The sequence below is a fragment of the Nonomuraea sp. NPDC049607 genome (assembly GCF_040675375.1).
Classification (GTDB): Bacteria; Actinomycetota; Actinomycetes; order Streptosporangiales; family Streptosporangiaceae; genus Nonomuraea.
The window spans coordinates 1-19,454 of the sequence record NZ_JBFAOV010000007.1; the positions used below are offsets into that span (position 1 = coordinate 1).

Below are 19,454 nucleotides of genomic sequence, written 5' to 3' on the forward strand. Positions count from 1 at the left end.
GAACATCGTGCAGATGCTCGGCTGGGGGGCCTTCGAGCTCTGGGTGATCGCCAAGGCCGCGAACGCCATCTTCGGGCACATGGGCCCGCCTCGCGGGCCCAGATCCGCCGCGCCTTGTCCAGTACGGCGGCCCGCACCGCCCTGTCCCTGAGCCGCCGCGCCGGGGTGACGCCGTCGCGGGGGCGGTCCCAGAAGCCCGGACCGAGCCCCTGGGCGGCGAACTCGGAGATCACCTCGGCGCGGACGGTCTCGGCCGCCCTCAGCACCTCGGCCCCGCTCACCGGCTCCCCCTCGAACGTGACGACCGTGTCCCCGGGACGCATCCCGAGCACCTCGGCCACGTCCGCGGACGCCGCCCGCGCGGGAACGCCGCCCCCGGCCTCCTCCCCGGACCTCGCGACGCCGACGACGAGCATGCCGACGAGCACCCCGGCCAGGGCGAGAGCCGCCCACAGGACCCGCCGCGCCGGGAACCTTGGGCGCGCATCGGACGCCCGTCGCGGGCGGGCGGTGACCGGGGTGCTCGTCATGGCGTCAGCTCGCGATCTTCATGTCGAAGACGTGGAACCCGGCGTTCGCCAGCGGGCTGCCGGCCGGGAAGGTCACCGTGGCGACCGTCCTGGACGCGTCGAGCGGCACCGCGTAGCCGAACACCGACACGCCCGACTCGCGCGTCTGCCCGGTGGCCGGGTTCTTGTAGCTGGTCTGCGTCATGTTGTGGTAGTCGGCGCGGGCCACGAGCACGCCTCCGGCGGGCGCGGTCGCGTCCCATTGGTCGCCGAACCGCACGGTCTTCTCCTCGACCGTCCCGTCGGTGTAGGCGACCTTGAACACGCCCTCGCGCGCCTTCAGCCCACCGGCCCCGAGCAGGACCAGCCTGGCGCCCTGCCCGGACAGCGCGACCGTCTGCCCGGCGGCCTTGACGTTGTCCGTCATGCCGTACGGGCGGCGATGCCAGACGAAGTCGGCGCCGAGCACGTTCACGGTCCCGCCCGGTGTCAGGCCCGCCTTCTCCAGCCCCTGGCCGGAGTAGCTGCGGCCGCTGGTGGAGAAGCCGCCGACGTTGGGGTTGAGGTCGGAGCTGACCGCGACGTTGTTGTACGCCTCCTCGACCGACCCGAACACGACCGGCGCGGCGGCGGGCCCGTTGTAGGCCCCGCGCGAGACGGTTCCGGCGACCTGGTTGCCGAAGTAGTCGCGGTCGCCGAGGCCGTCCACGACCGCGCCGGAGGCGAGTGCGGGCGAGCCTTCGAGCAGCTTGTAGCCGTCCACGTCGGTGGCGCCGTCGGCGGTGCCGGGGGCGGCGAGCCCGGGGTCGGCCGTGACCGCGCGGGCGTCCGCCGCCGGTACGGCCACGCCGCCGTGGTAGACGTTGGAGTCGTAGCCGATGCCGGGGGCCGAGGGCAGCGTGCCGGACGGCGCGTAGAAGATGTTGTTGACGATCTTCGAGTTCCCGGTGGGCACGGCCACGTCGAGCTTCTGCGACGGGCAGAAGAACGTGTTGTTGTACAACCACAGCGGGCTGGTGTTGTCGCCGGAGGCGTTGCCCGCGATGCGGCAGTCGTCCTGGGCGATGTTGAACCGCAGGATGGCCGTGGCCTTGTAGTTCGGGAACTCGGTGCAGCTCTGGCAGCCCAGGTAGAAGCCGCCGGCGTTGTCGTGCGAGTAGTTGTACTGGTAGACGCACGAGCCCTTGATGCCGCCGTCGCAGTCCCAGGCCGTGGAGTCGAAGATGGTGGGCCGCTGGCGGGTCACCTCGTTGTACTGAAATACCGGGTCAACCGAGTTGATCGGCCACATTCCCGCGAAATTTCCGTCTACGTACGGGTATTTCCCGGCGCCGCCCTCGTCGAACAGGTTGTGCTCCACCAGCGGCCGGTCCGAGGCGTGCACCACGATGCCGTCGCCGCCCACCGCGCGGATGGTGTTGCGGGCGATGAGCACGTTCCGGTGGTAGTCGGTGCCCTTGCGACTGATCTTGATGCCGCCGCCGCCCGTGTCGTGCACGTAGTTGCCGGTGATCGTGATGCCGTCCAGGTAGCCGACCCGCCCTTCGGGCAGCGCCTGGATGCTGATGCCGGCCGAGTAGGAGAACCAGGAGCCGTTCGTCCCGGTCTTGTTGCCCCAGCCCGCGACGTCGGAGACCTCCAGGTCCCGCAGGACCAGCCCGGCCTTCGGCTCGGGGGTGGTCGAGTTGTACTGCACGCCGGTCCGCTTGGCCGTGGTGGCCGCCGGGTTGGTGATGTGCAGCTTCTCCAGCGTCACGTAGCTGTTGTCCACCAGGTGGACGGCCCACTCGCCGCCGTCACCCTGGATGATCGGCTTGGGGCCATCGCCGTAGGAGGTGAAGACGACGGGGTGCGCGGCCGTGCCGGAGCCGACGGGTTCGAGCCGGCCCGCGCAGACGGTCCCGGCCCTGAACTTGATCGTGTCCTTCTCGCGGAAGGTGATGGCGTTGACGGCGTCCAGGCTGTTCAGCGGCCCGGCGGCATGACGCCCCGAGCCGCCGTCCGGCGCCTGGCAGTCGACGAAGAAGTTCCTGGCGGCGGCCGCTTCCGCGGGGGTGGCGACCAGTCCGGCCGCCACGACCAGGGCCGCGACTAACTGAAGACGCATGTTTCCTCTCCGGGGGTGTTCAGGCGGAACGGGAAAGCAGAGGGTTCAGGCGGAACGGGAGAGCGTGGCCGGCTCGACGCCGTGCTCGAACGGCAGCCCGCGGGCGTGGCGGGCCAGCTCGTCGAGCGCGAGGTCGGCCATCCTGGCCAGCTCGCCGCCCAGCGAGCCGGCGATGTGCGGCGTGACGAGCACGTTCGGCAGGTCGTACAGGGGGGACCCGGCGGGCAGGAACTCCGGCTCGGTGTGGTCGAGCACCGCGTACAGCCGGCCGGTCACCAGCTCGGCGACGAGCGCGTCCTGGTCGACCAGGGCGGCCCGCGCGGTGTTGATCAGCGTGGCGCCGTCGCGCATGGCGGCCAGCCGGCGCGCGTCGATCAGGTGGCGGGTCTCCGGCAGGTCGGGCGCGTGCAGGCTGACCACGTCGGAGCGGGCGACCAGCTCGTCCAGCTCGACCCTGCGCGCCCCCAGGTCCTCCCCCAGGTACGGATCGCTGACCAGCACCTCGAAGTCGAACGGCCGCAGCAACTCGATCACCCGCCGCCCGATCCTGGACGCCCCCACGACCCCGACGACCCGCCGGTAGTTGCCGAAGCCGGGGAAGCGGGCGTCCCAGTCGTCGTTGGCCCGCCGGGCGCGGTAGGCGCGGGCGATGTCGACCACCCGCTTGTTCGCGAACAGGATCGACGCGAGCGTGAACTCGGCCACCGGCTCGGCGTTGGCCACGGCGGCCGAGGAGACCGTGATGCCGCGCTCCCAGCAGGCGTCGGTGACGTGGTGCTTGACCGAGCCCGCCGCGTGCACGATCGCGCGCAGCCGCGGCGCGCGGGCGAGCACTTCGGCGGTCACCGGCGGGCAGCCCCACGAGGTGAACAGCACCTCGGTCCGCGACAGGTCGGCGTCGTCGAACGCGGCGACCTCGGCCCGGACGTCGGCCAGCCGGTCGAGGCGGGCCCGCACCTCGCCGGTGAGCATGCGCCCGGCGACCTCCGCGGCCATGGCGACGACGGTCACCGGCTTGTTCATGTTCTCCCCCGAGAGCTCGTTCACTTGACGCTGCCCGCCGTCATCCCGGCCTTCCAGAAACGCTGCAGGGACACGAACACCAGCAGCAGGGGCACCACGGACAGCAGGGACCCGGTGATCACGAGGCTGTGGAACTCGGGGAAGGCGTGGCCCTGCTTCTCCCAGCCGTACAGGCCGAGGCTGAGCGGGTAGAGCCGCTGGTCGCTCAGCATGACCAGGGGCAGGAAGAAGTTGTTCCAGATGGCGGTGAACTGGAACAGGAAGATCGTCACGTACGCCGGCAGCAGCATGGGCAGCGCCACGGACGCGAACGTGCGCAGCTCGCCGGCCCCGTCGGACCTGGCCGCCTCCAGCACCTCGCCGGGCACGTACCCGGACGACAGCACCCGCGCCAGGTAGACGCCGAACGGATGGACCAGCACCGGCACGAACACCGACCAGAACGTGTTCACCACCCCGACCTTGGAGGCCAGCAGGTACAGCGGCACGGCGGTGGCGGTGGTCGGCACCAGCACGCCGAGCAGCACCAGCCCGAACATCTTCTCCTTGGCGAACCAGGAGTACTTGTCGAAGGCGTAGCCGCACATCACGGTGACGAACGAGCTGACCGCCGCGCCGAGACCGGCGTACAGGACGCTGTTGAGGTACCAGCGGAAGAAGACGCCGTCGCCCTCCCGTGCGACCGCCCTGATGTTCTCGAACAGGTTGAAGCCGGCGAAGGAGAAGCCGGGCGTCGAGTACAGGTCGGACAGCGACTTGGTGGAGGCGAACAGCAGCCACGTCAGCGGCAGCAGCGTGTAGAGGGCGGAGATGATCAGCAGCACGTTGACCGTGGCGCGGGACATCCACTTCACCGGCGGTTCCCCCACTTCGTGACGGCGTAGGACAGCACGGCGGCGAGCAGCGCGAGCAGGATGGAGGCCGCGCCGGCCTGGCCGTAGTCGTTGTTGCCGAACGCCTCGTTGTAGGCGTACATGTTGGGCGTCCAGGTGCTGACCACGCCGTCGCTGACGTTGTCGAGCACCATCGGCTCGGTGAACAGCTGCAGCGAGCCGATGATCGTGAACAGCACGGTGGTGACCACGGCGCCGCGGATCAGTGGCACCTTGACCTGGAGCGCGACGCGCAGCGGGCCCGCGCCGTCCATCCTGGCCGCCTCGACCACCTCGGCCGGGATGGCCTGGAGCGCCGCGAAGTAGATGATCATGTTGTAGCCCACCCACTCCCACAGCGCGATGTTGACCACCGAGCCGAGCACGTGGTCGCCGCCGAGGAAGTCGACGTCGCCGAGCAGGTCCACGATGGGGCTGATGCCGGGCAGGTACAGGTAGAGCCAGATCAGCCCGGCGATCACGCCGGGCACGATGTGCGGCATGAACAGCGCGAGCTGGAAGAACTTGCCCAGCCTGGCCAGCCCGGAGTCGAGCAGCAGCGCCAGCGCGAGCGCGCCGCCGATCATCAGCGGGATGTACAGCACGCAGTAGCCGAGGATGACCAGGAAGCCGTCGGTGAACGCGGAGTCCCTGAGCGTGTCCAGGTAGTTGCCGAGCCCGACGAACACGGTCTCCGCGCCGCCGAAGCCCAGCCCCGACGACTTCTCGCTGAACAGGCTGAGATAGACCGCGTAGGCCAGCGGGGCCACGATGACGGCCGCGAACAGCGCGAAGAACGGCCCGACGAACAGCAGGATCGCCCCCCGCCGCCGCCACCCCTCACCGCCGCGACCGCTTCCTGCTGGAGGAGTCACAAGCTGCCTTTCGGTGGGTCGCGGCGGAGCCGGCGCTCCGCCGCGCGCGTCGTGCTACTGCTGGGCGACGTTGAGGCCGCGGCTCTTGATCTCGCCGACGGTGGCGGTCTGCGCGGTGTCCAGCACGCCGGGGATGGTGGTCTCGCCGCTGCCGACCTTGCCGAGCGCGTCCTTGAAGGTGGTCAGCGTCTGCACCATGCTCGGGCCCCACGTCCAGCCGGGCTGGACCGTCTTGTACGACTCCGAGAACAGCGCGTAGATGTCCTGGCCGCCGTAGAAGGAGGCGTCGAAGCTCTTGGCCGCGACCGGCACGAGGTCGGCGATGGCCGGGAAGCCGCTGGAGGTGCCCGAGGACAGGCGGGCGGTCCACGCCTCCTCCGAGCCGGTCAGCCACTTGACGACCTCGACGGCCGCCTTGGCGTTCTTCGACCCCTTGCTGACGCCGAACGTGGTGCCGCCGAGCATGCCGCTGGCCGGGGTGCCCCAGTTCGGGATCGGCGCGATGGCCCACTTGCCGGACTGGCCGGCGTGGTTGCCCTTCATGACGCCCGCGCCCCAGTTGGCCCCGACGTAGCCCCAGAGGGTGTCGTCCTCGAAGGCGGCGTTCCACTCCTGGCTGAAGGACGGCTGGACCTTCAGCAGGTCGTCCTTGACCAGGCCCTGCCAGTAGTCGGCGACCTTCTTGCTGGGCTCGTCGTTGATCGTCACCTTCCAGGCGTCGCCCTCGGTGCCGAACCACTTGCCGCCCGCCTGCCACGACAGCGCGGCCAGCACGCTCGGGTCGTCGGGGAAGAAGGTCGCGATGCGCGACTTCTCGTCGGCCTTCTTGACCTTCTCGGCGGCGGCGCGGAAGTCGTCCCAGGTCTTGGGGACCTCGATCTTGTTCTTCTCGAACAGGTCCTTGCGGTAGAAGAACACCTGCGGGGCGGCGTCCATGGGCAGCGCCCACGCCTTGCCGCCCAGCTCGACCAGGCTGAAGACCTCGGCCGGGTACTTGGACTTGACGTCGGCCACGTCGGCCGAGATGTCCTGGAGGGCGCCCTGGTTCACGAAGTCGGGGAGCTGCGGGTACTCCACGGACATGACGTCGGGGGCGTTGCCTGCCTTGACGGCGTTGGAGAACTTGGCGTAGCCGCCCGCGTTGCCCGAGGGGATCTCCTCGTACGTGATCTGCACGTCCTGGTGCGACTTGTTGAAGGCGTCCACGACCTGCTGGGTGCCCTTCGCCCAGCCCCAGAACGTCACCTGGACGGGCTTGCCCGCCTCACCCGCGGGCTGCGCCGGCTCCGTGCTGCCGCACGCGGCGGCGAGCAGGCTCATACCGGCCAGCAGTCCGGCAATGCCGGCGCTCTTGCGTCCCATCGATGGCTCCTCATCGCTTTCGATCGATAAGGCATCATTCGCTCAGGCTCGATCGGTTGTCTAGAGAGAGGCCACAAATCGATCAATAACGAAATGGATGCGTAACTTATGGGCGCGGCGTGACCGTGGACTCCCGGACCCTCAGCTCGGGCAGCAGCGCCACGTGCTGGGCAGGGCGCCGCGGGCCCTCCTGGATCCGGCTCACCAGCAGGTCGACGGCACAGCGGCCGACCGCAGCCTTGGGGGGCGCGACGGCCGTGAGCGGGGGGTCGCTGAGCGCCGCCACCTCGTCATCGTAGGCGACCAGCGACACCTCTTCGGGAATGCGCACCCCGGCCGCCCGCAGGTGCTGGACCAGCAGCAACGCGTCCTCGTCGTTGTGCACGAGCATCGCGGTGACCCCGCCCCTGATCGCCGCGACCACGTCGGCCACCTGCTCGCGCGAGGGCCCCTCCTGCGCGACGTCGAGATGGACGGGCTCGTCCAGTCCCAGGTCTCGGACGGCGGCGAGGAAGCCGTGCCGCACCCGTGGGGCCGTCGGGCTGTCGCGCGACACCATGGCCAGCCGCCGGTGCCCGAGCCCGGCCAGGTGCCGCGCGCCGAGGAAGGCCCCATGGGCGTGATGGGAGGCCGCCGCGTCCAGCAGGGAGGCGGGTCCGCCCAGCTCGGCCCGCCGTTCGACGAGCACGGCCGGCACGCCCAGCTCGGCCAGCCAGTGCTCGTGCGAGCCGTCCGGCTGCCTGCTCGGGGTCAGCAGGAGGCCCTCGATGCCGCCGTCCACGAGCTGCCTGACCTGGGTGCGGTCCTCGTCGTCGTCATAGCGCGAGACGCCCAGGACGAGCCGGGCGCCCAGACGTTCGGCCTGCTCGCGGGCGCCCTTGATGACCGCCGGGTAGTAGTAGGTGGCCGAGGGCACCAGCATGCCGAGGGTCAGCGAGCGCTCCCGGGCCGGCGCGGGCACGGACTCGGGCCGGGTGATGCCGCCGTGCACGCGGTTGACCAGGCCCTGCCCGGCCAGGTGCTCGACGTCCCTGCGCAGGGTGACCATCGAGACGTTGAGCCGGTCGACCAGCTCGGCCAGGCGTACGGAACCGCGCTCGCGCACCTCGCGCAGGATCAGTTCATGACGTTGTTCGGCGAACACCGCGACTCCTTCTGACTCGACCCTACGATCCTACCGGGAAGTGCTTTCGTTTTTGAACGGATGCTTTCGTTCGATCAGGATGCTAAGGTCCCGCCGGAGACCGGACGTCCCTTTGGAGTGCCGCATGTTCCCGCTTCCGCCGGAGGATCGAACGCTCAGCCCGTACACCGGCTGGACCCGCGCCCACTGGGAGGCGGTGGCCGACGGACTGCTGGCCGCGGTGGAACCGTACCGCTCCGCGGACGGCGCCGTGATCAACCTGCCGGGGCGCGAGAGCTGGTCACGCTGCGACGGCCTGGAGGGGTACGCGCGCACCTTCCTGCTCGCCGCCTTCCGCGTGGCCGGCGGCGGCCCCGAGGAACTGCTCGCCCCCTACGCGCGCGGCCTGGAGTCCGGCCCCGGCGTCTGGCAGCCCGTCGAGGACCGCACCCAGCCCATGGTCGAGGCCGCCTCGATCGCCCTGTCCCTCTGGCTGACCCGCGAGCGCCTGTGGGACCGGCTGGCCCCCGCCACCCGCGAACGCGTCGCCGCCTACCTCGCCGAGGCCCTGCGTCACGAGCCGGTGGACAACAACTGGTGGCTGTTCCCCGCCATGGTGGGCGGCTTCCTGTCGGCCGCCGGCCTGCACGCGGAGGAGGCCGACGCGGCGGTCGAGCGCGGCCTGGCCCGCATCGAGCCCTGGTACGCCGGCGACGGCTGGTACGCCGACGGCGACAACCGCTCCTTCGACCACTACAACGGCTGGGCCATGCACCTCTACCCGGCCCTGCTGGCCCACCTGTCCGGCCACCTGTCGGGCCACGGCTCCCCCGGCCCCCGCCTGCGCCGCTTCCTGGAGAGCTACGCGCTCACCTTCGACCAGGACGGCGGCATGCTCCACCAGGGACGCTCGCTCACCTACCGCTTCGCCTCGGCCACCTCGCTCTTCGCGGGGGCGCTGCTGGACGCCACGCCGTTGTCCCCCGGCCAGACCCGCCGAATCGCCTCGGGCGTCCTGCGCCGCTTCCTCGACGCGGGCGCGCTGTCCGCCGAGGGGCTGCTCACGCTCGGCTGGCACGGCCCCCACGAGCCCTCGTTGCAGTCCTACTCCGGTTCGGCGTCCCCGTACTGGGCCTCGAAGGCGTTCCTCGGGCTGCTGCTGCCGGCCGACCACCCGGTCTGGACGTCCCCCGAGGAGCCCGGCCCCACCGGCCTGGCCGCGCTGCCCGGCCCCGGCCTGGTCGTCCAGAACACCGGTGACGTCGCCCGCCTGCTCAACCACGGCAGCCAGCACCACCCCGGCGACCCCCTGTACGACCGCTACGCCTACTCCACCCGCACCGCCCCGACCGTCCGCGTCCCCGACAACCACTTCGGCCTGGTCCGCCCGGACGGCACGGTCACCGGGCGCGGCACGATCACGCCCCGGGGCGCGGGCTCGGCGGGCGACCTGGCGTGGGCCGCGTCGGCGGGCGACGGCGTGGAGAGCCTGAGCGTGATCAGGGGGGCGGTCGAGGTGCGCGTCCATCGGGTCGCCCCGGGCTCGCCGGTCCGGCAGACCGGCTGGGCGCTCGTCGCGGACCCGGCCGACGGGCCCGGCGCCCGCGTCCGGGACGGCGACGGGCTGGTCTCCGAGCTGGTCGCGGTCTGCGGCTACAGCCGGGCCTACGTCGCCGACGACCCCGAGGGCAGCGCCTTCGGGGCTCCGGCGGCCGTGCCCGTGCTGGAAGGGGTGGCGGCGGACGGCTGGGCGGTCAGCGCGGCCGTCCTGGGCGGTGCCCCGGCCGGTGCGCCGTCGGCGACGGCCGACGACATCACGCTGACGGTGCCGTCGGCGGCGGTGGCGGCTGACGAGATCACGCTGACGGTGCCGTCGGCGGCGGTGGCGGCTGACGAGATCACGCTGACCTGGCCCGACGGCACCCGCCACGCCTTCCAGGTCCGCGCCCCGGACGCCGCCGCCTGACGGCCCCGGCCCACGCTCAGGACAGGAAGGCGCGCAGGAGTGCGGCCGTGCCCTCCAGGTGCTCGGCCATCGCCCGGCGGGCCGCGTCCGGGTCGCCGGCCAGGACGGCGTCCACGATGGCCCGGTGCTGGACGGCCGCGTGCTCGATGTTCACCTGGAGCATCGGGATCATGTTCAGCAGGTCGCTCACCCGGGAGCGGGCGTCGGCGCACGTGGTGGCGAGCAGCGTCGAGCCGGTCAGCTCGGCGATCGACAGGTGGAAGGCCGTGTCGAGGCGCCGGTAGTCCTCCAGCGGCGCCTCGTTGAGCTCGGTCAGCCGGCGCAGCAGCACCTCCCGCTTGCCGGGGGTGAGCTCGGAGGTGGCCAGCACCTGCGCCGCCCCGCACTCGACCGCCAGCCGGAAGGTGAGCGCGTCGGACAGTTCGGCCATGCCCATGTCGGCCACCGCCTGCCGCAGGTCTCCCGCGTCGGGCCGGGGCGGGACGTAGGTGACGAACGCGCCGCCGTACCGGCCGCGCCGCACGTCGAGGTAGCCCGCGTCCTGCAGGGCGCGGATGGCCTCGCGCAGGGTGACCCTGCTGATGCCCAGCCGCACGGCGAGCTCGCGCTCGGGCGGCAGCTTGTCGCCGTACGCCACCACGCCCAGTTTGATCGCCTGGAGCAGCCGTTCCACGGTCTCCTCGAAGGCGTTTCCCGCCCTCACCGGGCGGAGCACTGTCATCAAACGCGCCGAATCGTCCAAGGTGTCCTCAGGTCTTGACAAGCGATCCCGGCATGCACATCAATGGTCTGAGACTAGCCCAATCAACGGGAAAGCGCTTCAGACGAGATCGGAGCGACCTAGGGTGAGCGAACCAGCGGGCAACGGATTCCTGTCCGTCGAGGAACTGCGGGGCGAGGCCGCGATCGGGCGGATCGACACGGTGCTGCTCGCCATCGCCGACATGCAGGGCAGGTTGCAGGGCAAACGGCTCTCCGCCCGCTACTTCCTGGACGAGGTGCTGCACCACGGCTCCGAGGGATGCAACTACCTGCTCGCGGTCGACGTGGACATGAACACCGTCTCGGGCTACGACATGTCCTCCTGGGACCGGGGCTACGGCGACTTCGCGATGAAACCCGACCTGTCCACCCTGCGCCGGGTCCCCTGGCAGGACGGCACCGCCCTGGTCATGGCCGACCTGGCCTGGGAGGAGGGCGGCGAGGTCACCGCCTCGCCGCGCCAGATCCTGCGCCGCCAGCTCGCCCGCCTGGCCGACCGGGGGCTGGCCGCGTACGTGGGCACCGAGCTGGAGTTCGTCGTCTACGACGACAGCTACGAGGAGGCCTGGCGGCGCGCCTACCGCGACCTGACCCCCGCCAACCTCTACAACGTCGACTACTCCCTCCTCGGCACCGCCCGCGTCGAGCCGCTGCTCCGGCGCATCAGGCGCGACATGGAGGGCGCCGGCATGTACGTCGAGTCGGCCAAGGGCGAGTGCAACCTCGGCCAGCACGAGATCGCCTTCCGATTCGACGAGGCGCTGCGCACCTGCGACAACCACTCGATCTACAAGAACGGCGCCAAGGAGATCGCCGCCCAGGAGGGCCGTTCGATCACCTTCATGGCCAAGCCGAACCAGCGCGAGGGCAACTCCTGCCACATCCACATCTCGCTGCGCGGCCCCGACGGCGACCCCGCGATGGCGGGCGAGGGGCCGTACGGGCTCTCGCCGCTCGGCGCGCGGTTCATCGCCGGGCAGCTCGCCCACCTGCGCGAACTCACCCTGCTGTACGCGCCCAACGTCAACTCCTACAAGCGTTACGTGCCGGGCAGCTTCGCGCCGACCGCCGTCAAGTGGGGCGTCGACAACCGCACCTGCTCCCTGCGGCTGGTGGGCCACGGCCCGTCGCTGCGGGTGGAGAACCGGGTGCCGGGCGGGGACGTCAACCCGTACCTGGCGGTGGCGGCGCTGATCGCGGCCGGGCTGGACGGCATCGACCGGGAGCTCACGCTGGAGGACGCCTTCGAGGGCAACGCCTACGACTCCGGCACCGAGACCGTGCCGCACACGCTGCGGGACGCGCTCGCGCTGTTCGAGGGGTCGAAGCTGGCCAGGGAGTCGTTCGGCGACGACGTGGTCGAGCACTACGCGAACAACGCGCGCGTGGAGTTGGCCGCCTTCGACGCGGCGGTGACGGACTGGGAGCTGTTCCGTGGTTTCGAGCGAATGTGACGGCAGGCATGAGGATCGTTAATCCGGCGACGGAAGAAGTCGTCGCCGAGGTCGAGATGGCCGACGCGGCCGAGGTCGACCGGGCGGTGGAGCGGGCCGCGAAGGCGTACCGGAGCTGGCGGGAGGTGGCGCCGGGCGACCGGGCGCGGCTGCTGCGCCGCTTCGCCGACCTGGTGGACGCCCACGGCGAGGAGCTGGCCCGGCTGGAGCTGGACAACGCCGGGCACCCGATCGGCAACGCTCGCTGGGCGGCCGGGGCCGTCCGCGACGTGCTGCACTTCTACGCCGCCGCCCCCGAGCGCAACCACGGCAAGCAGATCCCGGTGCCCGGCGGCGTGGACATCACCTTCCAGGAGCCGCTGGGCGTGGTGGGCGTGATCGTGCCGTGGAACTTCCCGATGCTGATCATGTCGTGGGGCGTCGCCCCGGCGCTGGCGGCGGGCAACACCGTGATCGTCAAGCCGGCGGAGTGGACCCCGCTCACGGCGCTGAGGCTGGCCGAGCTGGCCCTGGCGGCGGGCCTGCCCGAGGGGGTGCTCCAGGTGCTGCCCGGCGAGGGAGAGGTCGCCGGGGCGCGGCTGGTCGAGCATCCCGGCGTGGCCAAGATCGTGTTCACCGGGTCGACCGAGGTGGGCAAGGAGATCGCCGCGAAGGCGGCGGCGCAGGTCAAGCGGGTGACGCTGGAACTGGGCGGCAAGTCCGCAAATATCGTCTTTGCTGACTCGGATCTCGAAAAAGCGGCAAAAACTGCTCCTTATGCGGTCTTCGACAACTCCGGCCAGGACTGCTGCGCCCGCTCGCGCATCCTCGTCCAGGCCGAGGTGTACGACGAGTTCCTGGAGCGCCTGTCGGCGGCGGTGCGCGGCGTCAAGGTCGGCGACCCGCTCGACGAGTCCACCGAGATGGGCCCGCTGATCAGCGCCGAGCACCTGGAACGGGTCCGGGGCTTCGTCGAGGGCACGCCCTACCTCCAGGGCGACTGCCCGCAGGGCAAGGGCTACTGGTTCCCGCCGACCGTGCTGACCTCGAAGGTCACCGACCGCGCCTTCACCGAGGAGATCTTCGGCCCGGTCGTGTCGGTGGTGCCGTTCGCCGACGAGGCCGAGGCCGTGCGCATCGCCAACGACACCCCGTACGGGCTGAGCGGGTCCATCTGGACGCGCGACGTCGGGCGGGCGCTGCGGGTGGCCCGCGCGGTCGAGTCGGGCGCCCTGTCGGTGAACTCGCACTCCTCCGTGCGCTACTGGACCCCGTTCGGCGGCTTCAAACAGTCCGGACTCGGCCGCGAGCTCGGCCCGGACGCCCTGACGGCCTTCACCGAGACCAAGAACGTCTTCATCTCATGGGAGTGAACCTGACGCAATGAGCGGAGTGAAGGGCTGAGGAACGAAGCACTTCGCGAAGCGAATGAGGAAGGTGAACGACCCATCGGACAGGGAGTGAACCTGACGCAGTGAGCGGAATGAAGGGCTGAGGAACGAAGCACTTCGCGAAGCGAATGAGGAAGGTGAACGACCAATCGGACAGGGAGTGAACACAGTGCAGCGATTGCAGGACCGGGTGGCCGTCATCACCGGGGCGGGCAGTGGCATCGGGCTGGCCACGGCGCGCAGGTTCGCGCAGGAGGGCGCGAAGGTCGTGTGCGTCGACATCGACGAGGACGCGGGCGCCAAGGCGGCCGGCGAGGTCGGCGGCCTCTTCGTCAAGGCCGACGTGACCAGCGAGGACGACGTCGTCCGGATGTTCGCCACGGCCCACGAGACCTACGGCAGCGTGGACATCGCCTTCAACAACGCCGGCATCTCGCCGCCCGACGACGACTCGATCCTGGAGACCGGCCTCGACGCCTGGCGCCGCGTCCAGGAGGTCAACCTGACCAGCGTCTACCTGTGCTGCAAGCACACCATCCCTTACATGCGGCGGCAGGGCAAGGGCTCGATCATCAACACCGCGTCGTTCGTGGCGGTGATGGGGTCGGCCACGTCGCAGATCTCGTACACGGCCTCCAAGGGCGGCGTGCTGGCGATGTCGCGCGAGCTGGGCGTGCAGTTCGCCCGCGAGGGCATCCGGGTCAACGCGCTGTGCCCGGGGCCGGTGAACACGCCGCTGCTGCAGGAGCTGTTCGCCAAGGACCCCGAGCGGGCCCAGCGGCGGCTGGTGCACGTCCCCGTGGGCCGCTTCGCCGAGGCGTCGGAGATCGCCGCCGCCGTGGCGTTCCTGGCCAGCGACGACGCCTCCTTCATCACGGGGGCCGAGTTCCTGGTGGACGGCGGCATCTCCGGCGCGTACGTGACGCCGCTGTGACCCGTCCGGTCATCGGGATCACGACGTACGTGGAGCCCGCCCGGTTCACCGTGTGGGACCTGCCCGTCGCGCTCCTGCCGTACATGTACGTCGAGAAGGTCGTCCAGGCCGGCGGGCAGCCCGTGCTGCTGCCGCCGGCCGGCGACCCCGCCCAGGTCGTGGGCCGGCTCGACGGTCTCGTCCTGGCCGGCGGTGGCGACGTGGACCCCGCCAGGTACGGCCGGGCCCCGCACGAGCGCACCGGCTACGTCCGGGAGTTCCGGGACGAGGCCGAGTTCGCCCTCCTGTCGGCGGCCCTGGAGGCGGGGCTGCCGTTCCTGGGCATCTGCCGGGGCCTCCAGGTGCTCAACGTGCTGCTCGGCGGCACCCTGCACCAGCACCTGCCCGACGTGACCGGGCACACCGGCCACGCCCCGACGCCCGGGGAATTCGGCCACCTGCCGGTCACGCCCGTCCCCGGCAGCCGCCTGGCCGAGGCGCTCGGCACGGACCCGGTGACGGTCCCGCACTACCACCACCAGGCCATCGACGATCTCGCCCCCGGGCTCACGGTCACCGCCACGGCCGGCGACGGGACGATCGAGGCGGTGGAGCTCGGCTCCGACGGGTTCGCGGTGGCGGTCCAGTGGCATCCGGAGGCGGGCGACGGCCTGGCGCTCTTCGAGGCGTTCACGGCGGCCTGCTGAGCCCCTTACTGGAAAGCTTCTTTACCTTTTCTGCGGCCTGAAACGGCACGAAATCCCAGCTCAGGGGGCCATATCACCGTGTTATAGGAAATTTGTTGGGTACCGGGTCGCGCCATCCCGGTGTCACCCTGTGTTCATCCCCAGCCGGCCGGGGCTCTTCCACTCCACACCCCCCTGAGGAGCCAGAGAGTGAACCCCAAACTCAGGTTGGGGGCTGCCGCAATGCTCGCGCTAGCCCTGACCACCAGCTCGCTGGTGGGCGCCACGAGCGCCACAGCCCAAGCGTCGCAGGTGGCCGATCCTCCCACCGCCGACGACCGCAGGAACGCGATCGCCACCGCACACAACGCGATCCAGGCCGACTCGGCGGCATTGCTGGCATCCGAGCAGGACACGTTCACGCTGACGTCGACCGTCGAAGGCGTCCGCGGTCTGCAGTACCTGACCTACGCCCGTAAGCACGCGGGCCTGCCCGTGTACGGCGGCGAAGTGGTCGTCACCACGGACGCGTCCGGCGCGGTGGTCGACACGGTCACCACCGGACAGCGCACGAAGATCGGGATCGGCACGAAGGCGAAGGTGACCGCCGCCCAGGCCGCGGTGACGGCCAGGGCCAAGGTGGCCAGGGTCGAGACCGTCGCCACGCCCGTGCTGTCCGTCCACGCCACCACGACGACCCCGCGCCTGGCCTGGGAGGTCCTGGTCACCGGCGCCAACGCCACCGGCCACGAGAGCAAGCTCCACGTCTACGTGGACGCCCTCACCGGCAAGGTCATCGACGAGTGGGACGAGGTGCGCGACGGCACCGGCAACAGCTACTACGTCGGCACCGTGACCATCGACACCAGCCCCTCGTACACGATGCGCGACCCCCGCAGGAGCGGCGTGGCGTGCGGCGGCCAGAACGGCTCGCCGTACACGAAGACCACCGACACCTGGGGCAACGGCTCGGGCACGAACCTGGAGACCGCCTGCGTCGACGCCCTGTACGCCGCGCAGCGCGAATGGGACATGCTGAGCGCCTGGCTCGGCCGCAACGGCATCAACGGCCAGGGCGGCGGTTACCCGGCCCGCGTCGGCCTGGCCGACGTCAACGCCTACTGGAACGGCCAGTACGGCTCCTTCGGCCACAACTCCGCCAACTCCCAGCAGCTCACGTCGATGGACGTCGTCGGCCACGAGTTCGGCCACGGCATCTTCCAGTTCACCAGCGGCGGCTCCGGCAGCGGCAACGAGACCGGCGGCATGAACGAGTCCACCGGCGACATCTTCGGCGCGCTGACCGAGGCGTACGCCAACAACCCGAACGACCCGCCGGACTACCTGGTCGGCGAGGAGGTCAACCTCTCCGGGTCCGGGCCGATCCGCAACATGTACAACCCGTCGGCCCTGAGCCACCCCAACTGCTACAGCACCTCCATCCCGAACACCGAGGTGCACGCGGCGGCCGGCCCGCAGAACCACTGGTTCTACCTCGTGGCCGAGGGCACCAACCCCTCGGGCAAGCCCGCGAGCACCCGGTGCGACAACGGCGCCGCGATCACCGGCATCGGCATCCGCAAGGCCGGTGAGGTGTTCATGTCCGCGCTGAACAACAAGACCCAGCCGTGGACGCACGCCAAGGCCAGGGTCGCCACCCTCCAGGCCGCCAAGACCCTGTACCCGGGCAGCTGCACCGAGTTCAACGTGGTCAAGAACGCCTGGGACGGCGTCAGCGTCCGGGCCCAGTCCGGCGAGCCGACCTGCACCCAGGGCAGCAACGACTTCTCGGTCAACCTGAACCCGGCCTCCGGCAGCGTCACTCCGGGCCAGAGCACCACGACCACGGTCAGCACCACCGTGACCGGCGGCTCGGCGCAGTCGATCACCCTGCGGACCGGCACCCTGCCGGCCGGCGTGACCGCCTCGTTCAGCCCGGCCACGATCACCGCCGGTCAGAGCTCCACGCTGACGATCAGCACCTCGGCGAGCAGCCCGCAGGGCAGCCACTCCATCGCGATCACGGCCGACGGCACCGACGTCGACCGGCAGGCCACCTACAACCTGCAGATCGGGCAGAGCTCGCCGAACGACTACTCCTTCGGCGTGACCCCGTCGTCGGCCTCGGTCCAGGCCGGTCAGTCGGCCACCGCCACGGTCAGCACGCAGGTCACCGCCGGTCAGGCGCAGAGCATCGCCCTGTCGGCGAGCAACGTACCCTCGGGCGTGACGGTCAGCTTCAGCCCGTCCACGATCACCGCCGGGCAGTCGTCCACGGTGACGTTCGCGACCACGAGCGGTGTGACGCCCAGCACGTACACGATCAGCCTGAACGCCGACGGCGCGAGCGCCGACCACTCGGCCTCCTTCAGCCTGACGGTGGGCGGCGGCCAGGGCACCACGTGGCAGACCTACACGGCCTACACGGCCGGGCAGACCGTCACCTACCAGGGCGTCAGCTACCGCTGCCTCCAGGCGCACACCAGCCTGCCGGGCTGGGAGCCGCCCAACACCCCTGCCCTCTGGCAGCCGGTCTAAGTCGCACGACCTGGGCGGCCACGCCGGGGTGGCCGCCCAGCCCCCTTGAGCCCCTTCAGGAGCCACAGATCGTGAACGCCATGCTCAGGTTGGGCGCCGCGGCCACCGCCGCGCTGGCCCTGACCCTCACCTCGCCGGCCGGACCGGCCGGCGCCGCCGCCGACCCCCCGCCTGACATCCCCGTCTCGAACGTCACGGCGCATCTGAGCCAGTTGCAGTCCATCGCCACGAGCAACGGCGGCAACCGCGCCTCGGGCAGGCCGGGCTTCACCGCCTCGATCAACTACATCAAGGGCAAGCTCGACGCGGCCGGGTTCACCACCCGGGTGCAGAGCTTCAGCGGCGGCAGCAACCTGATCGCCGACTGGCCGGGCGGCCCGGCCAACCAGACCGTGATGCTCGGCGCCCACCTCGACAGCGTCGCGGCCGGCCCCGGGATCAACGACAACGGTTCCGGCTCGGCCGCGCTCCTGGAGAACGCCCTCACCCTCGCCGCCCGCCGGCCCACGCTCACCAAGCACGTGCGGTTCGGCTGGTGGGGCGCCGAAGAGGCGGGCATGGTCGGGTCCAGGTACTACGTGCAGAACGGCGGCGCGAGCGGCGTCGAGGTGTACCTGAACTTCGACATGATCGCCTCGACCAACGCCGGTTACTTCGTCTACGACGACGACGCGGCGATCCAGCGGACCTTCAACGACTACTTCGCCACCATCGGCCTGCAGACCGAGGGTGACAGGGAAGGCGACGGCCGCAGCGACCACGCCTCCTTCAAGAGCGCCGGTGTCCGGGTCGGCGGCCTGGCCACGGGGGCCGGGGCGGTCAAGAGCTCGGCGCAGGCCGCCAAGTGGGGCGGCTCGGCCGGGCAGGCGTTCGACCGCTGCTACCACAGCGCGTGCGACAGCTACCCGAGCGCCATCAACACCACGGCGCTCGACCGCAACTCCGACGCCATCGCGTACGCCATATGGAAGCTCGCCGTGGGCACCAGCACGCCCACGGAGAACGACTACTCGATCTCGGTGACCCCGTCGTCGGCATCGGTCCAGGCCGGTCAGTCGGCTACCGCGGCGGTCAGTACCCAGGTCACGTCCGGCCAGGCGCAGAGCGTCGCGCTCTCCGCCGGGAACGTGCCGAGCGGGGTCACCGTCTCCTTCAGCCCGTCCACGATCCAGGCGGGCCAGTCGTCCACCGTCACGGTCGCCACCACCGGCGGCGCCGCGGCGGGGACGTACACCATAGGGATCAACGGCGACGGGGCGACGGCGGACCACTCCGCCTCCTTCACCCTGACCGTCGGAGGGGACGGCCAGGGCACCACCTGGACGGCTTACAAGTCGTACACGGCCGGAGACGTCGTCACTTACCAGGGGGTCAGCTACCGCTGCCTCCAGGCGCACACCAGCCTGCCGGGCTGGGAGCCGCCGAACGTGCCCGCCCTCTGGGCGCGCGCCTGATCCCCACGCGGGCCGGTTCGCGCCGGCCCGCGTCCAGGCTGCCGCGTGCGAGCTGACCTGCCATGACCGGCTCGCGCGCGGCCACCAACGCGGCCGCGGCCCCGCCTCTCCGGGGCCGCGGCCGCTTTTCGCTGCGTGCGGTGTGCCGGCGAGATCCAGGGGCGAAGCGCGACAACACCCCCATGTCGGCACTAGGCTGACGGACATCACCGGCGAAACCGTGCGGGAGAGCACTCTGACATCCGGTCAGGGTCCCTGAAGGAGCAAGCCCTCCCCGCGAACCTCTCAAGGCAAAGGACCGCGCGGCAGCCCTGTAAGGCGTTCTTACGGGGAGGTGACCTCTGGAAAGCAGGCCCTGGGGGCCTCGCCGAAGGTGAAAGTCCGGTAAAACTCGGGCGAAGCTCTCAGGCATCCATGACAGAGGGGGAGGATGCTGGCAT

15 protein-coding genes and 2 riboswitches are annotated in these 19,454 nt (G+C 70.9%); of the genes, 7 read left to right on the forward strand and 8 right to left on the reverse strand.

From position 1 onward, the window contains the following. The 7 genes from AB0J97_RS15825 to AB0J97_RS15855 form a co-directional block, all read right to left on the reverse strand. Nucleotides 1-530, reverse strand: a 530-nt coding sequence (locus AB0J97_RS15825) for a hypothetical protein (protein WP_364088825.1), incomplete at its 3' end; no start/stop codon positions are given. Between the two features lie 4 nt (nt 531-534). After that, nucleotides 535-2,616 carry a right-handed parallel beta-helix repeat-containing protein gene (locus tag AB0J97_RS15830; protein WP_364088828.1) on the reverse strand — a complete coding sequence of 694 codons (2,082 nt, stop codon included), beginning with the start codon at nt 2,614-2,616 and terminating at the stop codon, nt 535-537. A 45-nt stretch (nt 2,617-2,661) separates the two neighbouring features. Next, the gene (locus tag AB0J97_RS15835) at nt 2,662-3,663 is read right to left on the reverse strand and encodes a hydroxyacid dehydrogenase (protein ID WP_364088831.1); all 1,002 of its coding nucleotides are present in this window, start codon (nt 3,661-3,663) and stop codon (nt 2,662-2,664) included. Continuing rightward, nucleotides 3,660-4,484, reverse strand: coding sequence for a carbohydrate ABC transporter permease (locus tag AB0J97_RS15840; protein ID WP_357695420.1), 825 nt, complete (start codon nt 4,482-4,484; stop codon nt 3,660-3,662). The genes AB0J97_RS15835 and AB0J97_RS15840 overlap by 4 nt, the downstream gene beginning before the upstream one ends. A 5-nt stretch (nt 4,485-4,489) precedes the next feature. Next, nucleotides 4,490-5,386: a sugar ABC transporter permease gene (locus AB0J97_RS15845; protein ID WP_357695275.1), complete on the reverse strand. Its 897-nt coding sequence runs from the start codon at nt 5,384-5,386 to the stop codon at nt 4,490-4,492. Nucleotides 5,387-5,440: 54 nt separating this feature from the next. Next, complete coding sequence (locus AB0J97_RS15850; protein WP_364088835.1) at nt 5,441-6,748, reverse strand: extracellular solute-binding protein; 1,308 nt, start codon at nt 6,746-6,748, stop codon at nt 5,441-5,443. 106 nt (nt 6,749-6,854) lie between these two features. After that, nucleotides 6,855-7,892 carry a substrate-binding domain-containing protein gene (locus AB0J97_RS15855; protein ID WP_364088838.1) on the reverse strand — a complete coding sequence of 346 codons (1,038 nt, stop codon included), beginning with the start codon at nt 7,890-7,892 and terminating at the stop codon, nt 6,855-6,857. A 124-nt stretch (nt 7,893-8,016) separates the two neighbouring features. Here AB0J97_RS15855 and AB0J97_RS15860 point away from each other — a divergent pair, with 124 nt between their 5' ends. Beyond that, on the forward strand, nt 8,017-9,837 hold the full coding sequence (locus AB0J97_RS15860) for a DUF2264 domain-containing protein (protein ID WP_364088841.1): 1,821 nt from the start codon (nt 8,017-8,019) through the stop codon (nt 9,835-9,837). Nucleotides 9,838-9,853: 16 nt separating this feature from the next. Here the strand turns inward: AB0J97_RS15860 and AB0J97_RS15865 are convergent, their stop codons facing one another. After that, entirely contained in the window at nt 9,854-10,558 is a 705-nt protein-coding gene (locus AB0J97_RS15865) for an FCD domain-containing protein (RefSeq protein ID WP_357695268.1), read from the reverse strand. A 124-nt stretch (nt 10,559-10,682) separates the two neighbouring features. Between AB0J97_RS15865 and AB0J97_RS15870 the strand changes: the two genes are divergently transcribed. The 6 genes from AB0J97_RS15870 to AB0J97_RS15895 all read left to right on the forward strand — a co-directional run bounded on the left by AB0J97_RS15870 (nt 10,683) and on the right by AB0J97_RS15895 (nt 19,014). Further along, the gene (locus AB0J97_RS15870; protein ID WP_364088845.1) at nt 10,683-12,053 is read left to right on the forward strand and encodes a glutamine synthetase family protein; all 1,371 of its coding nucleotides are present in this window, start codon (nt 10,683-10,685) and stop codon (nt 12,051-12,053) included. Between the two features lie 8 nt (nt 12,054-12,061). Continuing rightward, nucleotides 12,062-13,405 carry an aldehyde dehydrogenase family protein gene (locus tag AB0J97_RS15875; RefSeq protein WP_357695264.1) on the forward strand — a complete coding sequence of 448 codons (1,344 nt, stop codon included), beginning with the start codon at nt 12,062-12,064 and terminating at the stop codon, nt 13,403-13,405. Nucleotides 13,406-13,592: 187 nt separating this feature from the next. Then, a complete protein-coding gene (locus AB0J97_RS15880) occupies nt 13,593-14,357 on the forward strand; it encodes a 3-oxoacyl-ACP reductase (protein WP_364088849.1) in 765 nt (254 codons plus the stop codon). Next, nucleotides 14,354-15,043, forward strand: coding sequence for a gamma-glutamyl-gamma-aminobutyrate hydrolase family protein (locus tag AB0J97_RS15885; RefSeq protein WP_364088852.1), 690 nt, complete (start codon nt 14,354-14,356; stop codon nt 15,041-15,043). Before AB0J97_RS15880 ends, AB0J97_RS15885 begins: the two co-directional genes overlap by 4 nt. A gap of 222 nt (nt 15,044-15,265) precedes the next feature. After that, nucleotides 15,266-17,560 (forward strand): M4 family metallopeptidase, encoded by a 2,295-nt coding sequence (locus tag AB0J97_RS15890; protein WP_364088855.1) that lies wholly within the window; start codon nt 15,266-15,268, stop codon nt 17,558-17,560. 80 nt (nt 17,561-17,640) lie between these two features. After that, on the forward strand, nt 17,641-19,014 hold the full coding sequence (locus tag AB0J97_RS15895; protein ID WP_357695257.1) for a M28 family peptidase: 1,374 nt from the start codon (nt 17,641-17,643) through the stop codon (nt 19,012-19,014). A 213-nt stretch (nt 19,015-19,227) separates the two neighbouring features. Beyond that, a riboswitch (glycine riboswitch) is annotated at nt 19,228-19,325 on the forward strand. A 20-nt stretch (nt 19,326-19,345) separates the two neighbouring features. Continuing rightward, nucleotides 19,346-19,445, forward strand: a riboswitch (glycine riboswitch). Nucleotides 19,446-19,454: the final 9 nt, after the last annotated feature.